Below are 19,813 nucleotides of genomic sequence, written 5' to 3'. Positions count from 1 at the left end.
TCGCAGTATTGGTCGTTTGCTACACAGCGTGGGCTATTCTCATCGGCGATTTCGCTGTCTGGCGGCTCGACGAAGTCTCCGCCGCCGCGGTCGCGGCTGTTCTTGGGGCCGTATGGCTGGCCGCCGTCCGTATGGAGTGGGTCCGCATCTTCGGTGTCACCCCCGAAGAGAATGGAGGTGCGGCATGACCCCCGAGAACGTCAAGCTGCTCATCGACACGATCGGTGCGGTTGTGATCATTGCGATGATTGGCGGCTTTGCAATCTGGTCCGTGAAGTATGTCTTGGAGAAGGATCGCCGCGATGACTGACCAAACCACTCCCGAGAAGGTCAAGGCCTTCCTCGATGATCTGGCCCGGATCAGTTCGCGGCATGGGGTGGAGATTGGCTTCGAGCCACACGATGGCGCATATCTGAATGGTATGCGCTCTGGCTTTCGGGGATACCAGACGGAGCCATACGGTGGGCTTTGGCAGATAGGTCAGTTTCCAGCGAATATGGTCGAGATACGCGGCATCGACCTCACCCAGCTCTCCGCTCACGAGCGTATGCAGATCATGGGCGCCCGCTCCCCCGACCTCGCCCGGATGCTGCGGGATGCGTTCATGGCGGGTGTCGAGGCGACGGGTGGAGCGTATGTCGGCCCGTTCGAGTGGGACGCCGACGAATACGCCGCGAAGATCATGGGAGGCCAGAACTGATGACCGACGATCCCGAGGCACCCCTCACGGACGAGGAGAAACAGGCCCTCTGCCGTCTCGGCTTCAATCCCGACGCGTCGCAGATGAGCGACGCCGAATGGCATGAATGGGTCGAGGCACATAGCGCCGTCGTCCATCGCAAAGGCCTTGGCACGCCGATCGAAAAGGGCGAGGTCGAGGAAGAGTTGGCGCGGCGCAGGGTTGGCGACAAATGACCGACACCGAACTCAATACCCTCGCCCGCCTCGACGAGATGCGCACCGATGACTGGGGCGGCCGGGCGGCGCTCTTCCAGTGGCTCGCTACACCCAACCGCAGCCTCGGTGGTTCGCGGCCATGCGACCGCCTCGCCGGGGATGCGGATGCGATCTTTGCGTCGTTTGCGGCTGAGATCTCGGAAGCTCTGCATGGTTGACCGAACCTACCCGCGCCCCCGCATGAACATCGATCCCGACTTCATCTCATTCGAGCTCGTCGACCCACGGCGCTGGCGGGTGTCCTACGCCGGCGTCTATCTCTATGACGCCAGGAGCGCGCAGACCCACACCCAGGCTGACCTCGAGCAATACCGCGCCCTCAGTATGCACAGCGTCCGCCAGCACATCGAGCGAATGTCGAACCATGAGCAGATGAGGCTCATCGCGGCCACGCGAAAGCGCGGCTGAGGACCGATATCTCCGGTAGACACCGACGAGATGTAGGGCCGAAAAATTCTGAGACACAAAATATAGCGCGGGGACCCTGGGCCACCCCCTCATCTTGTATGCAGGGGGGGACAGGCCCGAAAGATCACTACTTTCGGAGATTTTTCAAACGCGTTTCGTTTCGGTTCAGCATTTGGTCACAGAAAAAGACTAAGTAAAAACAGACACTTCCACGATGAGCGATGACGCCAAAACCGAAACGGGATCTCTCGACCTCATCTGGGGTGTGAAGGACCTCGCCGCCTTCCTCGAGGTCGACGAGCGCCGCGTCCAGCAGCTCGCGAAGGACGGCGTCATGATCAAGACCGGGCGCGGCAAGTATGACGCGCTGTCCTCGATCAAGGGCTACATCGACATGCTGCGAGACGGCGGCTCTCTGGAAGTGATCGATACCAAGGAAGCTCTCGAAAAGGAAAAGCTCCGCTGGACGGCGGCGAAGGCCGACGCCGAGGAGGTGAAGCTCGCCCTGCTCCGGGGTGAGGTCGTCCTTATGGAAGATGCTTGCGAACTCCTCGCCGAGGAGGGAGGCAGCGTCCGCGCCGCGGTCGAAGGCGCTATCCCGGAGATCACTGAGGAACTCGCCAACGTCGCGCGCCCCCACGCCGAGGTTCACCTCGTCTTGCATGAAGCCCTTTCGAGGGCGCTCTCGAAACTCACACTGGATCAGCCCGATGGCCGCAAGCCCAAATCCAATCGGCTTCCAGCGTATCTCACCGGAGACGATGAAGACGCTGGCTCGTTCGAAGACGATCGCAGCGCATAAGCTCCGGCAAGTCCGGGATCGCCTCTTCGCGCCGAAACCGATCGTATCCGGAACGGAGTATGCCGACGATCAGTGCTACCTGATCGAGGGCGGTAAACTTCGGAAGTGGACGACCTACGATTTCCAGCGCGAAATCTTGGACGCCTTCATCGACGTCACCATCGGCGAGGTGGTCGTCATGAAGAGCGCGCGAATGGGCATCTCTGAGTGCATCAACCACGCCGTGCAATATTGGCTCGACCACGAGCCGTGCGACGTCCTGATGTATCGACCGAAGGACGAGGACGCCGAGGGCTACCTGACGAACCGGTTCGACAAGCGCGTCGAGATGGTGCCGGCGATGCAGAAGATCGCTTTCCGCACCTCGACCGGGAAAGCCGTCAAGAAATCGACGGAGCGCAAGTTCAAGAACGGTGCCTCCCTTCTCGTCCTGGGTGCGGCCGCCGAGGATAACTTCCGTGACCACACGAAAAAGAAGATCATCCTCGACGAGTTCGACGCATTGAATTTCGGACCCGTGAAAGGCGGCGGCTCGAAGTATGACATGGCCAGGCGCCGTGGATCGCAATACTGGGACCGGAAGGTCATCGCCATCTCGACGCCCAAGGCTCCGGCTGAGAACGGCGGGCGTATTCATGGTCTCTTCCTCAAGAGCGACCAGCGCCATCTCTACGTCCAGTGTCCGCATTGCGGGGAAGAGTTCACGCCTCGCTGGGGCGACAAGGAAACGACTGGCGGGATCAAGTGGGAGCCAGACGATCACGATGACGTCTGGTATGAGTGCCATCGCGAGACCGACGACCGTGACGACAAATGCCCGCCGATCCGCGAGCACCACAAGCGTGAGATGACCCGGAACGGCCGCTGGGTCCCGCACAACCCGGGCCATAGCCGCCGCGGCTACTATTTGTGGCAATGGTTTTCGCGGTCGCCGAACGGCACCTGGCAGCACATGGTCAAAGAGTGGCACGAGGCCCTCGCCGCCGGTCCGGCGCAGGTCCAGTCTTTCAAGAACGAGGTCCTCGGACTCCCATACTCAAAGAACACAGGTCAGGAGACTGCTGACTTTGAGACGCTCGCCAACTGCGTGACAGACCTCGGCGAGGGCGTTGAGGTCCCGGGGTGGGCAGTGTCGTTGCTCATGTCGGTCGACCGGCAGCGCGGCAACGCAGACGAGTCCGAGTCATACTTGGAGGCGAGCCTCTACGCGATCGGCCCCGGGCGTCGGCTGTTCATGGTCGCGCACTGGATTCTCGACGAATTCCCGCAGACGGACAAGCGCGCCTGGGACGCACTCGAGGCGCTGGCGACGCGGACCTACATCGACGAGCAGGGTCGACCGCGCAAGGTGGATGGACTGGCGATCGATCACAACGGCGGCGGATCGCAGCGTGTCGTTGACTGGCTCAAGAAGATGCGGGGAAACCCGGGGCAAACGGCGGCACGAGGCCGGAGGCATTGGGTCGCCGTGCGCGGGGAGTCGAAGGGGAATGGTGCCCGAGGCAAGACAATCTGGCCGACCACCACCGCGAAGAGGCACGAGTTCCTGTTCACGATCGATGTCGACTTGGCCAAGGACGATCTTGCTCCGATCCTCGCCGACGGTGCGATCGAGTTCTCGGCGCGCCCGATCGAGGGGTCTGTCGATCTCTCGGATGACGTCCAGCGAGAGCGGTTCCTGAAGCGACTGCTGCTCGAGAAGCAGTATCCGGTCGAGAACCGGGCGGGTGCGACGGTCTGGAAATCTCCGAAGGGCAAGGGCCGGGATGGCAATGAACCCTTCGACAACGTGGTCTACACTTGGGCGCTCTCGCACGGAATGACACAGATGGCGGGTGGCATGCGTTGGCGGAAGCTATTTTCCGGCGAACAGCGGTTCCGCGCGAAGCCCACTCCGGCCCCGACCCCTGAAGGGGAATACGACCCGGAGACCGGTGAGGTCTATGACGACAAGCCGGAACCCGCTACCGAGGCGCCGAAGGCGGCCGCCGTCAAGGTTCCGAAGAATCCCTTTGCCCGCGCCGCGGCCGGCAACGCGCCGCTCTCGCAGTCCGGTAAGCCAATGGTTCGCGTTCGCACCTGGTAATGTCTTGTCTGAATTCTCTTTCGTTTCCATAGTCCGGGAATGTCAGAAGAAAAGTTCTTTCAGCTGCGCAAAGCAGGCAAGACGTATATCTCCAGAGTGTTCACGTGGGGCGCGCACACCACCGAGAAACTCCGCAACGTGCGCATGGTAATGGAAGGCTCCAACGAGCTTCACATCGGCGAGATTGAGGGCGCCCTGTGTCTCCGGCTGACCGGCGAGAAGCGCAAGACCCAAGTTACCGCGGTGGTCACTCAGGACGACAAAGCAATTCGCCGGCTCACCCTTCAATCGTTCCAGTCGCGCAAGGATGGCTGGTATCAGGGCTATCACGAGCACTCCTTCACATTTCGTGGAGATGAGATGGCCCGGCTCACGGCATTCCTCGACCAGCTGAAGTTCATTGATCTGACGAACGAGGAACGGTTCGACATCGAGGACATTTCGACCGGCAAAGGGCGCAAGGCCATCATCGACGCGTCCGATCGAGGTATCGTGGAGCGGTTTCGCGCCATGGACAGTCAGGCGCGCGAAACGCTTCTAAGGACACTGCAAGGCTCACTATCAGCGGAGGAGGTCAACATCCTGCTCGGCCGACGACAGGCGTTGGAGACCTTCGAACGGCGCATGGAGGACGCGCAGTGGGCTGAAAAGGACTGGCAGGACTTCTTCGATGCCGAACCCTGGGTCTTCGGATACGGCTTGGATTACCGCGTCATGCGAACCTTCGACCGGGAAATGACAGTCTCCGGCGGAGGCACGGACAACCGTGGCAAGCCAGTGGTCGACTTCCTCATGAGCTTCACCGACTACACGGTCCTCGTCGAGATCAAGCGCCCCGACACCCGGATCTTCAGAAACGGCGGCGGGGCCAGAGCCGGCACGCGATCGTTCAGCCCTGAGTTCATGAGTGCCGTGTCCCAGATCCTCGAACAGAAGGCGGAGTGGTCGGCGTTCGCGGGAACCGGGGAGCATTTCAGCCGTCACGGTGCACGGCAACTGGAAGCACGGACGCGGAATGCAAAGACCATCCTGGTGATCGGCTCAAGAGCCGAGTTCGAGGAAGCGGCCGATCTCAGGGAAGCCCGGGTCATGCGGGATACCTTCGAGCTCTTCCGGCGAGAGACCTCCTCAATAGACATCGTGACCTTCGACGAGCTCCTGGAGCGGGCTCGGTTCATCACGCGCGACGAGGTTCAGTAGGACCTGTCTGTCTTTCGACCCGAAACGCGCGGGCGGGACCGATATCTCCTGTAAGTATGCAGGAGCGACCGCATGGGCGAAGGCCTCTATTCCGATTTCACCACCGACCAGCTCCGAGAGCTCCGCAAGCTGACGCTCGAGAAGCGCGCCAAGGGCGTTCTCTCGTTCAGCTACAACGGCCAGTCGTTCACCTACGCTTCGCCCGCCCAGATGCTCGTCGTCGCTCAGGGCTACAGCCGCGAGATCATCCGGCGCACGGCGGCTGAAAAAGGCTGGGTGCCCGCCTCGTCCGTCGTCGGCGGCTTCTCTACCTTCCGTCCGCTCTCCGGAGGCAATCAATGACCGAGCAGTTCTCGACGAAGGGCATGATCCGCTTGTCCGCTCCCGAAGCGCACGTTGCGGTGGCCAAGCATGATTTCGCGGCGAAGATGGACTACGATTTCGCGCGGGCAACGGGCGATCGAACCGACATTCCCAAAAGTTCTGGCGAGGCGATCTCGTCTCTGCTCGACCGTAGGCGCGGCGACGTTGTGCGGATGTCGCGCTACGCGGCCCGCATGAACGCCATCGCAGCCAAGGCGGTTGCGGAGCTGGACAACTACGCCGTCGGGACCGGTATCCAGCCCTCGATCCCTGATGACGACAACGGCTTGCTCGACCTGTTCTTCAGGTGGGCCAACGTGTGCGGTGCCGAGGGAATTCGTTCCCTGTGGAAGGCGCAGTCGCTGGCTCTCCGCGAGCGTGCGATTGGCGGTGAGTGCTTCGCGATCCTCCGATACAGCCCTGGGCGCAAGGATCTTCCGGTTCCGCTTCGCGTCCAGCTTCTACCCACCGAGATGCTGCCTTCAGAAGTCTCGTTCCTGGCGACTTCGACGAAGGGGATGATCTTCGACAAATACGGCGACGTTCAGTCCTACCATTTCTTCAAGCAGCATCCGGGATTGAAGGGCGAGCTTCTGGCGTCGACGCGCAGCGAGACGTTCCGCCAGTCCGCCGATACCGTCGTTCATACCCTGATCCGGAACGAAGTCGGCGCTCGCCGTGGCGAGCCGCTTCTGACGCGTGCTCTCACAAAGATCCATGACCTTCACCAGTTCCTGGATGCGGAGCTTCTCAGGAAGATCCTCAACGCGAACATCGCCTATTGGCTCGAGATGCCGGACCTCACAGAAGAGGAAAAGGAGCAGCTCGCCGACACGTATTACAATCCAGAGGACCAGAAATACTACAGCTCCGAAGGCGCTGAAGTTTCGGCGCCGCCCTCCGCCGAGGTGCTGAACGCGCCGAAGGCCGGAACGGTCGCCAAGGTTCCGCGCGGCGGCAAGATCACGACCAGTGCGCCCGCCGACAGTGGCAACAGCTTCGAGTCGTTCGTGAGGCAAGTCGGCATGCACATTGCCGCAGCCGTCGGCATTCCGCTTCAATTCTTGCTCGGCGACATGTCCGGGATCAATGACCGGCTCTACAAGGCTGTGTCGCTCCAGTTCGAGCGCTCGGTCAAGACCATCCGTCGAGACCTGAACGCCGAGTTCAACGCGCCGATCTGGAACGCGTTCGTCCGCCTCGCGGCGTCCGAGAGGGGCAGTGACGGCAAGCCGCTCTGGACGCCGCCGGCTGGGAAGACCGTTGAAGACTTCCTGAACCCGGCCTGGACCGCGCCGCCGTTTCCGAACCTGCACCGGGCCCAAGAGGTATCTTCCTGGGACGACGAGGTGGAGTCCGGCTTCGCGACTACCTCTGACATCATCCGCAGACAAGGCGACGATCCGGAGCGTGTGCGGCGCGAGAAGCTGGACGATCTCAAGCGCGACATCGACGCGGGGCTTGAACCAATCCCCGCGCACTGGACCGACACGGCGATCAAGAAGCACCTCGGATGGGATGACGCCGAGATCGCCTCCTATCGCTCCCTCGCTGCCCCTGCCTGATTTTCTGTCTCTCGGTCTCCGCGAAACGCCAAGCGGGGACCGATATCTCCTGTAAGCAACTGAGGCAGTTTCATGAGCGTCAAGCTTCGAGAGATTTTCAAGATGAACGCGGCCCAGGACGGCAAGTCCTGGTTCGACGTTACGATGCTCGCCGAGCGTCAGTATGTTGTCGATATCCGCGGCGTCATCGGCGACTGGGAAGTCGATCCGCAGATGCTTGTCGACCGCCTGGAAGCGATCGACGCGGAGCTCGATGGCGAAGGCGAAGTGATCGTCCGTATCGACTCCCCCGGCGGCACCGTTTCCGGCGGCGTCTCGATCATGACCGCGCTCGGACAGATGAAGACCCGCCCGATCGCCGAGATCTGGGGCTCCTGCTACTCCATGGCGACTATGGTCGCCTTGGCCTGCGACGAGGTGAAAATCGCGCGCGACGCGTCGATGATGATCCACAACCCGAAAGGTCTCGTTTTCGGCACCGCGTCCGAGATGAAGGCTGCACTCCAGTATCTCGACAACGTCCGCGAGCAGGCGATCGGACGCTACGCCGCGAAGGTCGAGGCGAAGGGGCACACCCGCGCCGAGGTCGAAGAGGCCATGACAGACGCCGGCACCTACTACACCGCCCTCCAGGCAGTGGAGTTCGGCCTGGCGGATGTGATCCTCGAAGACAAGCGCGATGGCGAGAGGATGCAGATCGACCGCGAGTTCGCAGCCGTCATGCTTGGCGACGCTCCGGAAGAGGTTGAGTTGCCGATCGAGGATGAGGCATCCGCCTCCGATCCCGATCAGGAAACCGTTGAGGACGCACCCGCCGTCGAGACAGCCCCCGAGCTCGTCTCCGTCGAGCTGTCAGTCAACGGCACCACCATCTCGATGAGCGCCTCGGCCGAAACCGCCGCCGCTCTAAAGGACGCTGGCGAGCTGGTGACCAAGCCCGCCGAAATCGAACCTGAAATGAAGGCGCCCGAGGACCCCCTCGTCGCGTCGCTGAAATCCGGCTCGCATGAGCCGGTAGTCACCGCGAAACCGGATGGGGACGCGGCTTCCAAAAAGACTGCCGTCATGAGCGCTGAGGAGCGCCGGTCGAAGCAGTTCGCCATCTTCCATCCGAACATGAGGCACTGAGCATGTCGTTTATCTTCGATCTCTTCACCCAGGAATCCCCGGACGGCAGCCTCGGCAGCGTCCTCGCGGGGGTCGTCGAGTCTATCCCGCACACTCCTTCTCGCATCGGCGGCATGGGTCTCTACCGCGCCGATAGTCTGCTCGGCACGACCGCGTCCTTCGACGTCACCGATATGACGCTGGAGCTGATCGACCCGATCGGCCGCGGAGACCAGTCGTCTTTCGTGGATGCCGACCCCTACAACCTGGTGCTCTTCAAGGCGCACAGCTTCAAGCGCTCGGCCAAGATCACCGAGGAAGAAGTTCGCGACATTCGCGCCCTCGGTGAGGCCGCCTTCGTTGGAGCGAAGGCCGCTATGGCGCGGAAGCTTCGCAAGCCTCTGCTCGAGGTCCGTATGGCGCGTGAGTGGCAGATGCTCGGCGGCATCCGGGGCTACATCCTGGACAAGAACGGCAACGTCATCTCCAACATCTTCAACAAGCTTGGGGTCGAGGCTCCCGCAGTTGAGGAAGTTGAGGACTCTGCCTTCTCCGGCGATGGGGACTTCAACACCTTTTGCAGCGAGAAAGTTGACCAAGTCGCCGATGAACTCGGCGCCGACGGCTACGATCACGTCCACTGCTTCGTGACGTCCGCGCGCATGCGCTGGATCGCCAACCTCCAGGAATGCCGGGAAGCCTACCGCTACCAGCAGGGCCAGACCTTCCTGCAAGCCAAGAAGGGCTACGGCACGACTTTCGAATATGGCGGCGTCACCTTCGAGACCTACCGCGGCAAGATCAACGGGGTCGATTTCGTCTCCGACGACGAAATGGTCTTCTTCCCGGTCGGCGCCGACAACTTCTACGCCGGCTACGCCCCCTCGACCCGGATCGTTGACCCGGCCACGGGTGCTGAGCTGGAAGAGGGGAAAATCGGCCAGCCCGAGTTCTACATCCCCTTCATCGACCCGCGCGGGGAGTTCGAGGAGGTCCAGGTTCAGTCCCACCCCCTCATCCTGAACCTCAAGCCGCGCACGACCATCGTGGTCCGCATCATCGAAGCCGCAGAGCCGGCTGAAGAGCCTGCGGTCTAAACCCGAATAGGCGAGGGCTTTCCTCCTTTCACCTCGCCTCTTCTGGCCCCGCCCGCACCGGCGGGGCCTTTTTTTAGGAGATTGACTTGGACTACGGACGCGACCTTTTCGATGCCATGCCCACCGTGCCCGCTGTCTACCGGCGCACGCCGCACGAGTTCGACCTGCGCGTCTCGATCTTGGAGTCCGACAAGGCATTTCTAACCTCGAGCCGCGATCAGCTGATTGGCTCGGACGCATCTGGCGTCATCCTCGAGGACGTCCGCATCCGGCGCGGCGGGACGATCACTGCCGGTGCCGCGACCTATCGCATTGACGCCGTCATGCCGTCATCCGTGCCCGGCCTCAGCGACCTCAAGCTCGAGCGCATCGAGGGCGCCGCGGTCCCGGTTCGCGACGCGTCTGCCGATCTTCCCCTTGATGAGGAAATCGAGCTTCAGCTCGACGGCGTCTGGCACACCATCGACGCGATGATCACGCCCAGCGTCGAGGTCGAGGAGGTCGGTCGCGATGGAACCCGGATCATCGTCTCGCGCGCAATGATCGCCGTCCGGGTTGCAGATGCGCCCGGGGTCAAGGCCGGCACCGCGATCCGGTTCAAGGGCAAACAAGAGACCGTGTCGCAGCCCCTCGATGACGGGCTCGCAATGATCAAGCTGCTGGTGTGAGGAGGTAGGGATGGCTCTGGAAGGATGGGACGCCGACAAGTTTACGAAACAGTTTGGTCGCGGTCTCTACAACTCCGTCAGACGGGCCGCGAAGGTGACCGGCGCCGATGTCGTCCAAGAGTTCCGCGAGGACGGCCTTGATGGTGTCGGGAAGAAGCGGCGCCAGGCGATCACGTTCAAGGTCCGCAAGAACAACACACTCGCGTTCATCGACAGGGGGCACGACTCCCGTGTCAGGGAATACGGGGCGACAATCCGTGCAAAGCCTGGGAAGTCCCTGCGCATCGTGACCGATCCTGATCTCCGGGAGCATGAGCGCCGAGATCTGGCAAAGGGCCGCGCCCGAGAAACCTTCATTGTCCAAGGCCGCACCGGGCCTGTCGTGATGGCGCGACGCGCGAACGAAAAGGAAGCCCGCCCAGTCGCGGTCCTGAAGCGCCGTGTGGTTCGAAAGCCGATCGACGAAGGCGACAAGCTCTCCACGATCGCCGAGCGCAACTTGAAGAAATACCAGGACAAAATCTACGATCTGATCGAGGACATCTGACATGAGCGACGCGGTTGAACTCGCCGTAGCCGAAATCCTGAACATCGCCGGAAGCCTCGGTCTGCCAGTCGAGGTGGATTATCCGTATGATCCGGATTCCGACGAGCTGCCGATGGTTCTCGTCGATACCGGCGAGGAAGAGGTCCTCGAGGACGAGGACATGCCGGCCGAAGGCTGGACGGCATACTGGCGTCTCTCGCCGAGCATCGAAGTCATCGTAAATCGCATTGACCCGATGACGCTGCATGCCGAACTCAGTGCGAAGTGGGCGACACTGCGCCAGGCGATCGACGATAGCGACCTCCTGAGCTTCATTCGCGAGGGCACGAAGCCTCAGCTGCGGAAGCTCCCGATCGTGATCGAAGGCAAGCCCGGTGTCGCCGGGTTCGCGGTTCAGATGTCGATGGAAATCGAGCGGGACTGACCGCCCGAAACGCGTCCTCGGGACCGATATCTCCTGTAAGAGATCGTCACTGAGGAAGCCGGGAAATGCGCAGCTCCGCCCCTAACGTCAAGAACATCCGCAACATGAGCGGGTGGGCCAACTTCCGGAAGTCGGGCGAGGCGAATTTCCGCAACCTCGGCCACCTGGAAAGCCTGTTCCGCAGCATCAACACGACCCGTGAAGCAATTTGGGTTTCCGGCACCGGAACGCGCCTGAAAGGCGACGTCGAAACCACCGAGTCCGACGCGACGATCCGGTTCGTCCTGCGTGAAAGCTCGGCTCGGAACTGGGCCCTCGCCAACGCCGCGAAGGAAGAAGTCCACACGCAAGAGGCCGTCACCGCTGAAATCCGAACTGCGGCCGATGTTTCCGAAGGAACGATGATCAATCTCGGGCTCCTGAATGTGACGAACGTTATCGTCACCGATGGCACCGACGCGCTCGAAGCCGGCATCCACTACGATGTCGACGCATCTGCCGGCACCATTGAGTTCAAGAATGGCTCTTGGGCGCAAGTCGACGTCACCTTCGACGCACCGGCCATCGTCTCCGCTGATGAGCGGCTCATGATGGCGATGATGTCCGAGCCTGACGGCATCACTGGCGAACTCCTGGTCGTCCAGAAGCAGAAGCGGGGCAACAAGCGCTACAAGCTCGAGAAGTGCCTGATCAACGTGACACCCGATGGCGATCTCTCGATCGTCAAGGAAGATACTGGCCACATCACCCTGGCGCTCTCCGGTGAAGTTCTGGCGAACCCGGAGACCCCGGATGCGCCGTTCGGCCGGTTCATCGAGATCGACGCGTAATGCACCTGTCGAAGGCCCCGGCCGCATCACCGGCTGATGTCCCGGTTGCCTCCATACCCTTCCGCGGGGTGGAGCTCGACATATACCGGTTCACGGTGCGTGATGCCTTCGAGGTCATGAACAAGGCCCCCGGGATCGTCGCTATATGGATCGGGGACAGCGAGAACCGGGTCGAACTCCTGATCCAGGAAATCGGCCGCATCGGCCTGAGTGCCTGCTTCTGCACTCTTCGCGCGGGACTGCGGGCTTCGGATGAGGAGCTCGCGGAGGCTGAGCTCAGCATGGAAGAGCTCATCCCAGTCATCTTGGCCTGCCTGGATCATGGAGTGCCGGAGGAGCCACTGGGAAAGCTCTTCCGCGGGGTGGAGCAACTGAGCAGCCGCCTCGCCAAGCTCGCAAGGTAGGGGTGATCACCAAGCTCATCGAGCGTGTTCGCTCGGAAGGCCATGACCCCTACGCGCTGACACTCTACCAGCTCCTGCACTTCGACGAGGCGGGGCGGGAACGCCGGAAGGAAGCCCGGGTGCTTGCCGCCTTGGACGCCCGCTTCGCCACCCGAGCCGATGGAGACGCTTTCGAGGAGCACATCCGGGACCTGCTCGATCTCTCTGATCCGGACACCTTTGATTTCGACGACCTCGAGGAGGAATAAATGTCTCGCCGCAAGCCTCTTGTAGTCGCATTCAAAGCGTCAATTGACGGTGCCGTGCGCGGTGTGCGTGAGCTCTCCCGGTTGTTGATTTCCACCCAGAACTGACCCGGGTTTTCCATCGAGAACTGACCCACCTTTTGAGTTATGCGGATCAGTTCACGGTTGGGTCAAGACATGCGTGGCCTCCTTCCGTTTCCGGGTTGCGGCCTCGGTGCTGGCCTTGAAGCGGAAGCTGTCGTTTCCGGTTTCCAAAATGTGGCAGCGGTGGGTGAGGCGGTCGAGCAGCGCGGTGGTCATCTTGGCATCGCCGAAGACGGTGGCCCATTCGCTGAAGCTGAGGTTGGTGGTGATGGCCACACTGGTGCGCTCGTACAGCTTGCTCAGGAGATGGAAGAGCAGCGCTCCCCCTGATGCGCTGAACGGCAGGTAGCCGAGTTCGTCCAGGATCACGAGGTCGAAGCGTGTCAAGGTCTCGGCCAGGTGACCGGCCTTGCCATTGGCCTTTTCCTGCTCAAGTGTGTTGACCAGTTCGATGGTCGAGAAGAAGCGCACCTTCCGTCGATGGTGTTCAACCGCCTGAACGCCGAGGGCCGTAGCAACATGTGTCTTGCCGGTTCCAGGCCCCCCGATGAGCACGATGTTCTCGGTCGCATCGATGAACTCGCACCTGTGCAGCTGGTGCACCGTCGCCTCGTTGATCTCGGCGGCTGAGAAGTCAAATCCTGCGAGATCCTTATAGGCTGGGAACCGAGCCGCCTTCATGTGGTAGGCAATCGAGCGGACCTCGCGTTCGGCGATTTCGGCCTTCAGCAGTTGCGTCAGGATCGGAACCGCTGCCTCGAACGCCGGGGCCCCTTGCTCGATCAGGTCGGTGACTGCTTGGGACATGCCATACATCTTCAGGCTGCGCAGCATGATGACGATGGCACCGCTGGCTGGATCATGACGCATGGCGGTCACCAGGGGCACGGGCGCGAAGATTGTCATACCGATCGACATCAGCCTTGGGCTCCCGGCGCAGGCGCAAGGCTTGCGGCGTATCGATGGTCGGTCCGTCTGTCGCCTTCTCGTCGATCAGCCGGTGCAGGATGTTGAGGACATGGGTTTTGGTTGCGACGCCTTCCGACAAGGCCAGTTCGACAGCAGTCAGGACCACCTGCTCGTCGTGGTGCAGGACGAGCGCAAGCACATCGACCATTTCCCTGTCGCCGCCCGGGCGCCGCAGCATCAGCTCCTGCAGCTTCTGGAAGCCCCCTGGCAGCTCGGCGAAGGGTGCTCCGTTGCGCAAAGCGCCTGGCTTGCGCTGGATGACCGTAAGGTAATGGCGCCAATCATAAATCGTGCGCGTCGGCTTGTCGTGGGACCGATTGATCTGCCGTTCATGTTCGCAAAGGATCTGGCCCTCGGCAGCGATCACGAGGCGATCCGGATAGATCCTCAGGCTGACCGGACGGTTCGCGAAGGACGCAGGCACGCTGTACCTGTTGCGTTCGAAGCTGATGAGACACGTGGGCGATACCCGTTTGCTTTGCTCGATGAAGCCGTCAAAGGGTGGCGGCAGCGGCATCAACTCGGCCTGCTCCGTGGTCCAGACGTCCGCAAGGCTTCCAGGCAAATGGCCGTGCGGCGTCTCTTTCCACAGCTGCAGGCATCGCTGTTCCAGCCACGCGTTGAGCGACGCTAGGTCAGGGAAGTTCGGAATTGGTTGCCATAGCCGTGGTCGCGCATCCTGAACGTTCTTCTCGACCTGCCCCTTCTCCCAGCCTGACGCCGGATTGCAGAAGTCGGGCTCGAAGACGTAATGGTTGGCCATCGCGAGGAACCGCATGTTGATCTGACGCTCCTTGCCGCGACCGATGCGATCCACCGCTGTGCGCATGTTGTCGTAGATGCCCCGGCCTGGCACACCGGCAAACACCCGGAAAGCATGCCAATGGGCATCGAAGAGCATCTCGTGCGTTTGCAGGAGATAGGCGCGGACGAGGAAGACGCGGCTGTGCGACAGCTTGATATGCGCGACCTGCAGCTTGGTCCTCTCACCCCCGATCACCGCGTAATCTTCGCTCCAGTCAAACTGGAAGGCTTCGCCGGGCCGAAACGACAGGGGCACGAAGACACCGCGCCCCGTCGTCTGTTGCTCGCGTTGTCGTTCCCTGCGCCATTCCCGAGCGAACGCGGCCACACGGTTGTAGGAGCCAGTGTACCCAAGAGCGACCAGATCGGCATGAATATGCGTCAGGGGGCGGCGCTGCTTGCGCGACTTCGAGGCTTCGGTCTTCAGCCAGGCCGCAAGCTTGTCCGCGAAGGGATCGAGCTTGCTGGGGCGCTCTGGCACCGTGAACTTCGGCTCCACGGTGCCGGCCTTCAGGTACTTCTTGATCGTGTTCCGCGACAGGCCTGTCCGGCGCGAGATCTCACGGATGGGCAACTGCTCGCGCAGGGCCATCTTCCGTATGACATTCAGTAGTCCCATGTGGATCACTCCATTGCCCCCGTCGCTCAGTGCGCTCGGGCGGACGGTCACATGGGTCAATTCTCAATGGAAATCTGGCCTCTTCCCGGGTCAGTTCTGGGTGGAAATCAACAGCCACGAGACTCAGACACTGATTTACGGTGAAAGTGTTTGCAGGATCATCAATCCGTTGGACAAGGGCGCGGGCTGCACAATGCTCAGCAACGATGCGATGGACAGGTTCATGTCGGTCGGCACCTGCAGCTGGACGAAAAAGGCGGGTATCAAGGATTGAGGGTAGTCTGTGGTCGGGCAGGCCAAGGTCTGCAAGACGGGGGAACGTCGGGCCTTCGGCGAAATCTGCCATTGCAACGCCATCGGAACCTGACAAGAGAAGTCGCGCAAAGACCTCGTCTGCCCAAGCTATGCGTTGCTCAGCTGTGGGCGCGTCCCGAGTGGAAACTGACCTATTCGTTTCGCGAGCGAGATACCGAACCGCGTCGCTGAAAATCTCATGTCGCTGCGTGAATTGGCCTCCGGCCTGAGCGAACGCATCCGCGAATAGGTTCAGGAACTCTGGATTGCCAAGGAGGTGAGTTAGGTCGTGGCGGGCGGCATCGGAAAGGAAGTCTTCGAAGCTGGCGTCTGGATGTCGGTGACTGAAGAGCAGAGCCCGCTCGTCTTGATCAAATGGGACCAACCTCGCAACGATTGGTTCCATACCCATGATGTCATGCAGCAGACGAGTGTCCGCGTCGCTCCACTCTCCGGACCGGCTCGACAGGATTGTGCGATCTGCTCCCGTGTGACGCAGTTCTTTCAGAGTGCGATGAAGGCCGGTGGGATCAATACGAGCAACCTCGTCGAAAGCATCGACAACAATGCAGGGCGCACGCGTTCTTTCAAAGATGCTGGCTTTGACCGGTGTGGTGCCGAAGCGTGTTGCAACACTTGCCAACAGTGCAGTTTTTCCCGCCCCAGGTTCGGCTAGAACGATTGCAACTACAGGCTTGTGGAGTAGGTCGGCCTCCAAGATCTGCATCTCGCCTATCGTCAGTTTTCGTGGGAGATGGAAGGTCGGCAAAGGGTTGAACTCTCATCGAAATAACGGTTTTAGGAGACAAAATGCAATTTCGGGTTCGGTTCTACAAGATCAACTAGAGATATACGGTATCATTCCAATGCTCCCAATGTTGGCTCCAAGACTGCCCCATTTGAAGCGGCCTCACTTATGGCTCAGGAGCTATAATGTTGCAAAATAGCTCATCGGCTATATTGACAAAATATCGCCCAAAAGCTATCGATTCGACATGACGAGTTTGACGCCACACCCCATCCGAAGCCTGCGCCAAGCTGGAACCGTGCTGAAGGCGCGGCGAGCGGCGCGGAAGATCAGCCAGAAGCAGCTTGGCGAGATGACGGGCACGGCGCAATCCACCATTTCCGATATCGAGAACGGCGTCGTTTCCGTCAGCCTCGACGTGTACCTGCGCCTCTTGGAGGCCCTCGGCGCGGAACTGTCCGCGACGGATCGTATAGCTGGCCCCGGGCAGCGCTAAGATGGCACGGATCGCCCGTGCTGGTCGCCGCACACGCCAAAGCAAGACAGCCGTCTGGTACGAAAGAGCGAGGGTAGGAACACTGACCCGCGCGACGGATGGGGCCATCGCGTTCACCTATGATCCTGACTGGCTCGCATCCGAGGCCGCTTTTCCGGTTGCCAGTGCCCTTCCGCTGTCCAAACTCAAATGGCAGGGTGATCCCGTTGTCGCCGCCTTCGACAACCTCCTTCCCGATGCCGAAGGCGAGCTGCGCGAGAAGATCGCCGCGCGTGTCGGAGCGCAGGGCAAGGATGTGTTCTCGCTGTTGTCCGTGCTGGGGCGTGACTGTGTCGGTGCGCTGCAATTCCTGCCGATGGACGAGGCCCCAGCCGAGCCGGACATGCAGTATCGCGTCATTTCGGAAGAGGAGATGGTCGCCGACCTGAAGAACCTCGCCGCCGCGCCGCTCGCCCTAGGTGAAGACGAGGATTTCCGGATTTCCATCGCCGGCGCGCAGGAAAAGACGGCCTATTTGCGTATCGATAGCCAATGGGCCAAGCCGCGCGGCATCACGCCGACCAGCCATATCTTCAAGACACCCATGGGCATCATTCCCGGCCCCGAGCAGATCGACCTGAGCGACAGCGTCGAGAACGAGTTGTTCTGCATGACCTTGGCGCGCGAAATCGGCCTGCCCGTCGCGCATGTCGAAAAGCTCACTCTTCCCGGGCAGGTCGTGCTGTCGGTCGAACGGTTCGACCGCGTCTGGCACGGCGACACCCTGAAGCGCCTGCCGCAAGAAGATATCTGCCAGTCGCTGGGTTACCCCTCTGCCATGAAATACCAGAGGCTGGGCGGCCCCGGCGTCGCGCAGATCATGGAGCTTTTGCGGGAATCCGACACGCCCATCGAGGATCGGGAGACGTTCTTCCGGGCGCAGATCTTCTTCTTCCTGATCGGGGCCTCGGACGGGCACGCCAAGAACTTCAGCCTGCGTCTGGGGCGTCGGGCGCGGTTCACCCTCGCGCCCCTCTATGACATCCTGAGCGTCGCCCCGGTCGTCCGCGCAGGACGCTTGCAGCGCAAGCGCTACCGCCTCGCCATGTCGATCGATGGCCATTACGGCATCGACGAGATCGTGCCCCGCCACTTCGAGGCCGAGGGCCGCGCGGCGGGTCTGCCCAAGGGCCGCGCCCTGGAGCTGCTGCAGGACATGGTAGATCGGCTGGGCCCTGCGCTGGAACGGACGCTTCTGGCGGTGGGCGATCAGGTCCCGGCGGCGGTAAGCGAGCCGATCGCAGGCGATGCGACGGAACGGGCGGCGCAGATGCGGGACCTGCTTTAGGACTCCGGTGGCCCTGCGGCCAACCCCTCCAGCGCCTTGTCGACCTCGCGCGTCTTCGCGGCCAGCTGTTCCTCCCAAAGGATGTGGAACCCCTCGGCGAATTCGACCAGGCCCCCGGCGAAGGTGCGGATCGTGGTCATGTCGTCATCGGTGAAGGGCATCGGGCGACCGCGCAGTTTGGCCTCGTTCAGCTTGCGGGCGATATGGTTGACCGCAGCGCCCTCGGTGGCGACCTGCGCGCCCCAAGCTTGCAGGTGATCGAGCACGACTGGATCGGCCGGGCGCAGCAGGATGTCTGCCGCCCCCATCAACCGGCGCAGGGCGGCGGGTTGGTCGGTGATCCCGCGGCGTGCCAGCGCGGCCTGAAACCCCGCCAGCTGGCGCGCGCTCAGGCGCATGCTGATCGTTGTTGTCGAAGCAGAGCGTGCGCCTTTGGCCCGGCTCAGCGTGTTGTAGATCGTCCGGGTCGAGACGCCGAAGCGGCGTGCCAGAGCAGCGGCAGGGGTGCCTCCGGCGCGGGCCTCGATGATCTGGCGGTGTTCGTCGTCGGTCAGTTTGCGATGGTGGCGCATGTGAAGTTTACGTTCCTATTTCTTGCCAAGTTCCTCCAAGCCCCCCGCCTCCCAGCGACAGCGGAGGCGGGTCAGGGGCTTGGAGTCCGTTTCGGTGGGTTTGCTTGGTTGGACGGGGTGCAGGGGAAGCGATGCGGGAAACGCGATGCGTACGGCACGGGGCAGGAAACGCGGCGCAAAGAACGCGATGCGCGATGCGGAAGGCGCGGCGCAGGGGACGCGGGACAGGGCACACGTTCCGCAAAGCGCGATGCACGGGACGCGATGCGCGGTGCAATCTGCGCAAAACGCGGCCCTCATCCCGCCAACCCCGCCGCGCGAAGCTGGCCATCGGTCACCAGCCCTGCCGCCATCAGTTCCTTCACCTGCGGGGCGGTGATGTGTTTGCACATCGGGCTGCGGTCGCGGACCCATGCGGCCAGCCGGGCGCGGTGATCGGCGGCCAAAACCGTCCGGGCCTCCCGCTCCTCGGCCATCGCCTCAAGGAAACGCTGCCACCGGCGGGTGGCGAACCAGTTATCCGAGAAGCAGACCTTCGAGCGGGTGAAGCCTGCGCTCTCGGTCGCATAGGCCTGAACGGCCCGCATCAGGTCGTCGGGGGCGATCCCCTCGGCCAGTGCCTCGGCAATCGCCTCTGCGCTCGCCGCCTTCCCGCGCTGCCGGTCCTTGGGGTAGGCGGCCCAGATCCTTTCAACCCGTTCATCCACCGCCGCCGCCTCCGCGCGCTTGCGCGTTGGTGGTTTAGGGATGGTTTCAGGGTGGTTTGGGGTCCACCCTGGACCCGGTACCCCGTCCACCCTGGACCCCCTACCGGGGTCACGCTGGACGGGGTCCACTGTGGACCCCGTTCCTTCGTCGGGTTCGGCGGAGCTTTCCAGCGCCATCACGCGGTCCAGCACGATCCGGTAAATCACGGTGAACCCGTTCTTGCAGGGACGCCGTCCGGTCTCGACGAGGATGCCCTCGCGCAGGAAGTCGGTGATGGTGCGCTTGACCGTGCTTTCGCCAAGCTCCGTGTGCCGCTGGATCGTGCCCTTGGAACACCAGATGCCCGAACCGTCATCGCTCGCCTTGTCGGCCAGGAACATGATGATCTGTTTGCGCGCGGCACTGCCGAAGATGCGGTCGGCGCAGAGATTGGCGACCTTCCAGCTCATGCGCGGGTCCCCGGGAAGGGGGCGCGGCGGCGTGTCAAA

At 62.1% G+C, this 19,813-nt stretch carries 26 protein-coding genes; 22 read left to right on the top strand and 4 right to left on the bottom strand.

Annotated features, from left to right (window positions below; genetic code table 11):
• Positions 1-184 precede the first annotated feature (184 nt).
• The 18 genes from QNI11_RS05710 (at position 185) to QNI11_RS05625 (ending at position 12,707) form a co-directional block, all read left to right on the top strand.
• A complete protein-coding gene (locus QNI11_RS05710) occupies positions 185-310 on the top strand; it encodes a hypothetical protein (RefSeq protein WP_283982663.1) in 126 nt (41 codons plus the stop codon).
• A complete protein-coding gene (locus QNI11_RS05705) occupies positions 303-701 on the top strand; it encodes a hypothetical protein (RefSeq protein ID WP_283982662.1) in 399 nt (132 codons plus the stop codon). Before QNI11_RS05710 ends, QNI11_RS05705 begins: the two co-directional genes overlap by 8 nt.
• Positions 701-916: a hypothetical protein gene (locus tag QNI11_RS05700; RefSeq protein WP_283982661.1), complete on the top strand. Its 216-nt coding sequence runs from the start codon at positions 701-703 to the stop codon at positions 914-916. The genes QNI11_RS05705 and QNI11_RS05700 overlap by 1 nt, the downstream gene beginning before the upstream one ends.
• Positions 913-1,116 carry an antitoxin Xre/MbcA/ParS toxin-binding domain-containing protein gene (locus QNI11_RS05695; protein ID WP_283982660.1) on the top strand — a complete coding sequence of 68 codons (204 nt, stop codon included), beginning with the start codon at positions 913-915 and terminating at the stop codon, positions 1,114-1,116. Before QNI11_RS05700 ends, QNI11_RS05695 begins: the two co-directional genes overlap by 4 nt.
• Positions 1,109-1,366 (top strand): hypothetical protein, encoded by a 258-nt coding sequence (locus QNI11_RS05690; protein WP_283982659.1) that lies wholly within the window; start codon positions 1,109-1,111, stop codon positions 1,364-1,366. Before QNI11_RS05695 ends, QNI11_RS05690 begins: the two co-directional genes overlap by 8 nt.
• A gap of 214 nt (positions 1,367-1,580) precedes the next feature.
• On the top strand, positions 1,581-2,168 hold the full coding sequence (locus QNI11_RS05685) for a hypothetical protein (protein ID WP_283982658.1): 588 nt from the start codon (positions 1,581-1,583) through the stop codon (positions 2,166-2,168).
• Positions 2,128-4,254 (top strand): terminase gpA endonuclease subunit, encoded by a 2,127-nt coding sequence (locus QNI11_RS05680; protein ID WP_283982657.1) that lies wholly within the window; start codon positions 2,128-2,130, stop codon positions 4,252-4,254. The genes QNI11_RS05685 and QNI11_RS05680 overlap by 41 nt, the downstream gene beginning before the upstream one ends.
• A 39-nt stretch (positions 4,255-4,293) precedes the next feature.
• Positions 4,294-5,454: a Shedu immune nuclease family protein gene (locus tag QNI11_RS05675; RefSeq protein ID WP_283982656.1), complete on the top strand. Its 1,161-nt coding sequence runs from the start codon at positions 4,294-4,296 to the stop codon at positions 5,452-5,454.
• Positions 5,455-5,526: 72 nt separating this feature from the next.
• Entirely contained in the window at positions 5,527-5,796 is a 270-nt protein-coding gene (locus tag QNI11_RS05670; RefSeq protein ID WP_283982655.1) for a hypothetical protein, read from the top strand.
• Entirely contained in the window at positions 5,793-7,382 is a 1,590-nt protein-coding gene (locus QNI11_RS05665; protein WP_283982654.1) for a phage portal protein, read from the top strand. Before QNI11_RS05670 ends, QNI11_RS05665 begins: the two co-directional genes overlap by 4 nt.
• A 72-nt stretch (positions 7,383-7,454) precedes the next feature.
• Positions 7,455-8,510 carry a head maturation protease, ClpP-related gene (locus QNI11_RS05660; protein WP_283982653.1) on the top strand — a complete coding sequence of 352 codons (1,056 nt, stop codon included), beginning with the start codon at positions 7,455-7,457 and terminating at the stop codon, positions 8,508-8,510.
• A gap of 2 nt (positions 8,511-8,512) precedes the next feature.
• Complete coding sequence (locus tag QNI11_RS05655) at positions 8,513-9,586, top strand: major capsid protein (RefSeq protein ID WP_283982652.1); 1,074 nt, start codon at positions 8,513-8,515, stop codon at positions 9,584-9,586.
• Positions 9,587-9,672: 86 nt separating this feature from the next.
• Complete coding sequence (locus QNI11_RS05650) at positions 9,673-10,254, top strand: hypothetical protein (protein ID WP_283982651.1); 582 nt, start codon at positions 9,673-9,675, stop codon at positions 10,252-10,254.
• A gap of 10 nt (positions 10,255-10,264) precedes the next feature.
• On the top strand, positions 10,265-10,801 hold the full coding sequence (locus QNI11_RS05645) for a hypothetical protein (protein WP_283982650.1): 537 nt from the start codon (positions 10,265-10,267) through the stop codon (positions 10,799-10,801).
• Position 10,802: 1 nt separating this feature from the next.
• Positions 10,803-11,225 (top strand): hypothetical protein, encoded by a 423-nt coding sequence (locus tag QNI11_RS05640; RefSeq protein ID WP_283982649.1) that lies wholly within the window; start codon positions 10,803-10,805, stop codon positions 11,223-11,225.
• Positions 11,226-11,290: 65 nt separating this feature from the next.
• The gene (locus QNI11_RS05635; protein WP_283982648.1) at positions 11,291-12,055 is read left to right on the top strand and encodes a hypothetical protein; all 765 of its coding nucleotides are present in this window, start codon (positions 11,291-11,293) and stop codon (positions 12,053-12,055) included.
• Positions 12,055-12,459 (top strand): hypothetical protein, encoded by a 405-nt coding sequence (locus QNI11_RS05630; protein ID WP_283982647.1) that lies wholly within the window; start codon positions 12,055-12,057, stop codon positions 12,457-12,459. The genes QNI11_RS05635 and QNI11_RS05630 overlap by 1 nt, the downstream gene beginning before the upstream one ends.
• Positions 12,460-12,461: 2 nt before the next feature.
• Positions 12,462-12,707, top strand: coding sequence for a hypothetical protein (locus QNI11_RS05625; RefSeq protein WP_283982646.1), 246 nt, complete (start codon positions 12,462-12,464; stop codon positions 12,705-12,707).
• Positions 12,708-12,863: 156 nt separating this feature from the next.
• Here the strand turns inward: QNI11_RS05625 and istB are convergent, their stop codons facing one another.
• On the bottom strand, positions 12,864-13,658 hold the full coding sequence (gene istB, locus QNI11_RS05620; protein WP_283983485.1) for an IS21-like element helper ATPase IstB: 795 nt from the start codon (positions 13,656-13,658) through the stop codon (positions 12,864-12,866).
• On the bottom strand, positions 13,648-15,180 hold the full coding sequence (istA, locus tag QNI11_RS05615) for an IS21 family transposase (RefSeq protein WP_283982645.1): 1,533 nt from the start codon (positions 15,178-15,180) through the stop codon (positions 13,648-13,650). Before istA ends, istB begins: the two co-directional genes overlap by 11 nt.
• Here istA and QNI11_RS05610 point away from each other — a divergent pair.
• The 4 genes from QNI11_RS05610 (at position 15,179) to QNI11_RS05595 (ending at position 18,045) form a co-directional block, all read left to right on the top strand.
• Positions 15,179-15,454, top strand: a complete 276-nt coding sequence (locus tag QNI11_RS05610) for a hypothetical protein (protein ID WP_283982644.1) — start codon at positions 15,179-15,181, stop codon at positions 15,452-15,454. The two genes, istA and QNI11_RS05610, sit on opposite strands and share 2 nt — an antisense overlap.
• Positions 15,455-15,763: 309 nt before the next feature.
• On the top strand, positions 15,764-16,150 hold the full coding sequence (locus tag QNI11_RS05605) for a hypothetical protein (RefSeq protein WP_283982643.1): 387 nt from the start codon (positions 15,764-15,766) through the stop codon (positions 16,148-16,150).
• A 319-nt stretch (positions 16,151-16,469) separates the two neighbouring features.
• The gene (locus tag QNI11_RS05600; RefSeq protein WP_283982642.1) at positions 16,470-16,718 is read left to right on the top strand and encodes a helix-turn-helix transcriptional regulator; all 249 of its coding nucleotides are present in this window, start codon (positions 16,470-16,472) and stop codon (positions 16,716-16,718) included.
• Position 16,719: 1 nt separating this feature from the next.
• Positions 16,720-18,045 (top strand): type II toxin-antitoxin system HipA family toxin, encoded by a 1,326-nt coding sequence (locus tag QNI11_RS05595; RefSeq protein WP_283982641.1) that lies wholly within the window; start codon positions 16,720-16,722, stop codon positions 18,043-18,045.
• Here QNI11_RS05595 and QNI11_RS05590 read toward each other — a convergent pair.
• Both QNI11_RS05590 and QNI11_RS05585 read right to left on the bottom strand, forming a co-directional pair.
• On the bottom strand, positions 18,042-18,617 hold the full coding sequence (locus QNI11_RS05590; protein WP_283982640.1) for a hypothetical protein: 576 nt from the start codon (positions 18,615-18,617) through the stop codon (positions 18,042-18,044). The two genes, QNI11_RS05595 and QNI11_RS05590, sit on opposite strands and share 4 nt — an antisense overlap.
• A 296-nt stretch (positions 18,618-18,913) precedes the next feature.
• A complete protein-coding gene (locus tag QNI11_RS05585) occupies positions 18,914-19,774 on the bottom strand; it encodes a hypothetical protein (RefSeq protein ID WP_283982639.1) in 861 nt (286 codons plus the stop codon).
• Positions 19,775-19,813 lie beyond the last annotated feature (39 nt).

Source organism: Sagittula sp. MA-2 (assembly GCF_030126985.1).
In the GTDB taxonomy this organism is placed as follows: domain Bacteria; phylum Pseudomonadota; class Alphaproteobacteria; order Rhodobacterales; family Rhodobacteraceae; genus Sagittula.
This window is presented reverse-complemented; position numbering and strand designations above follow the sequence as displayed.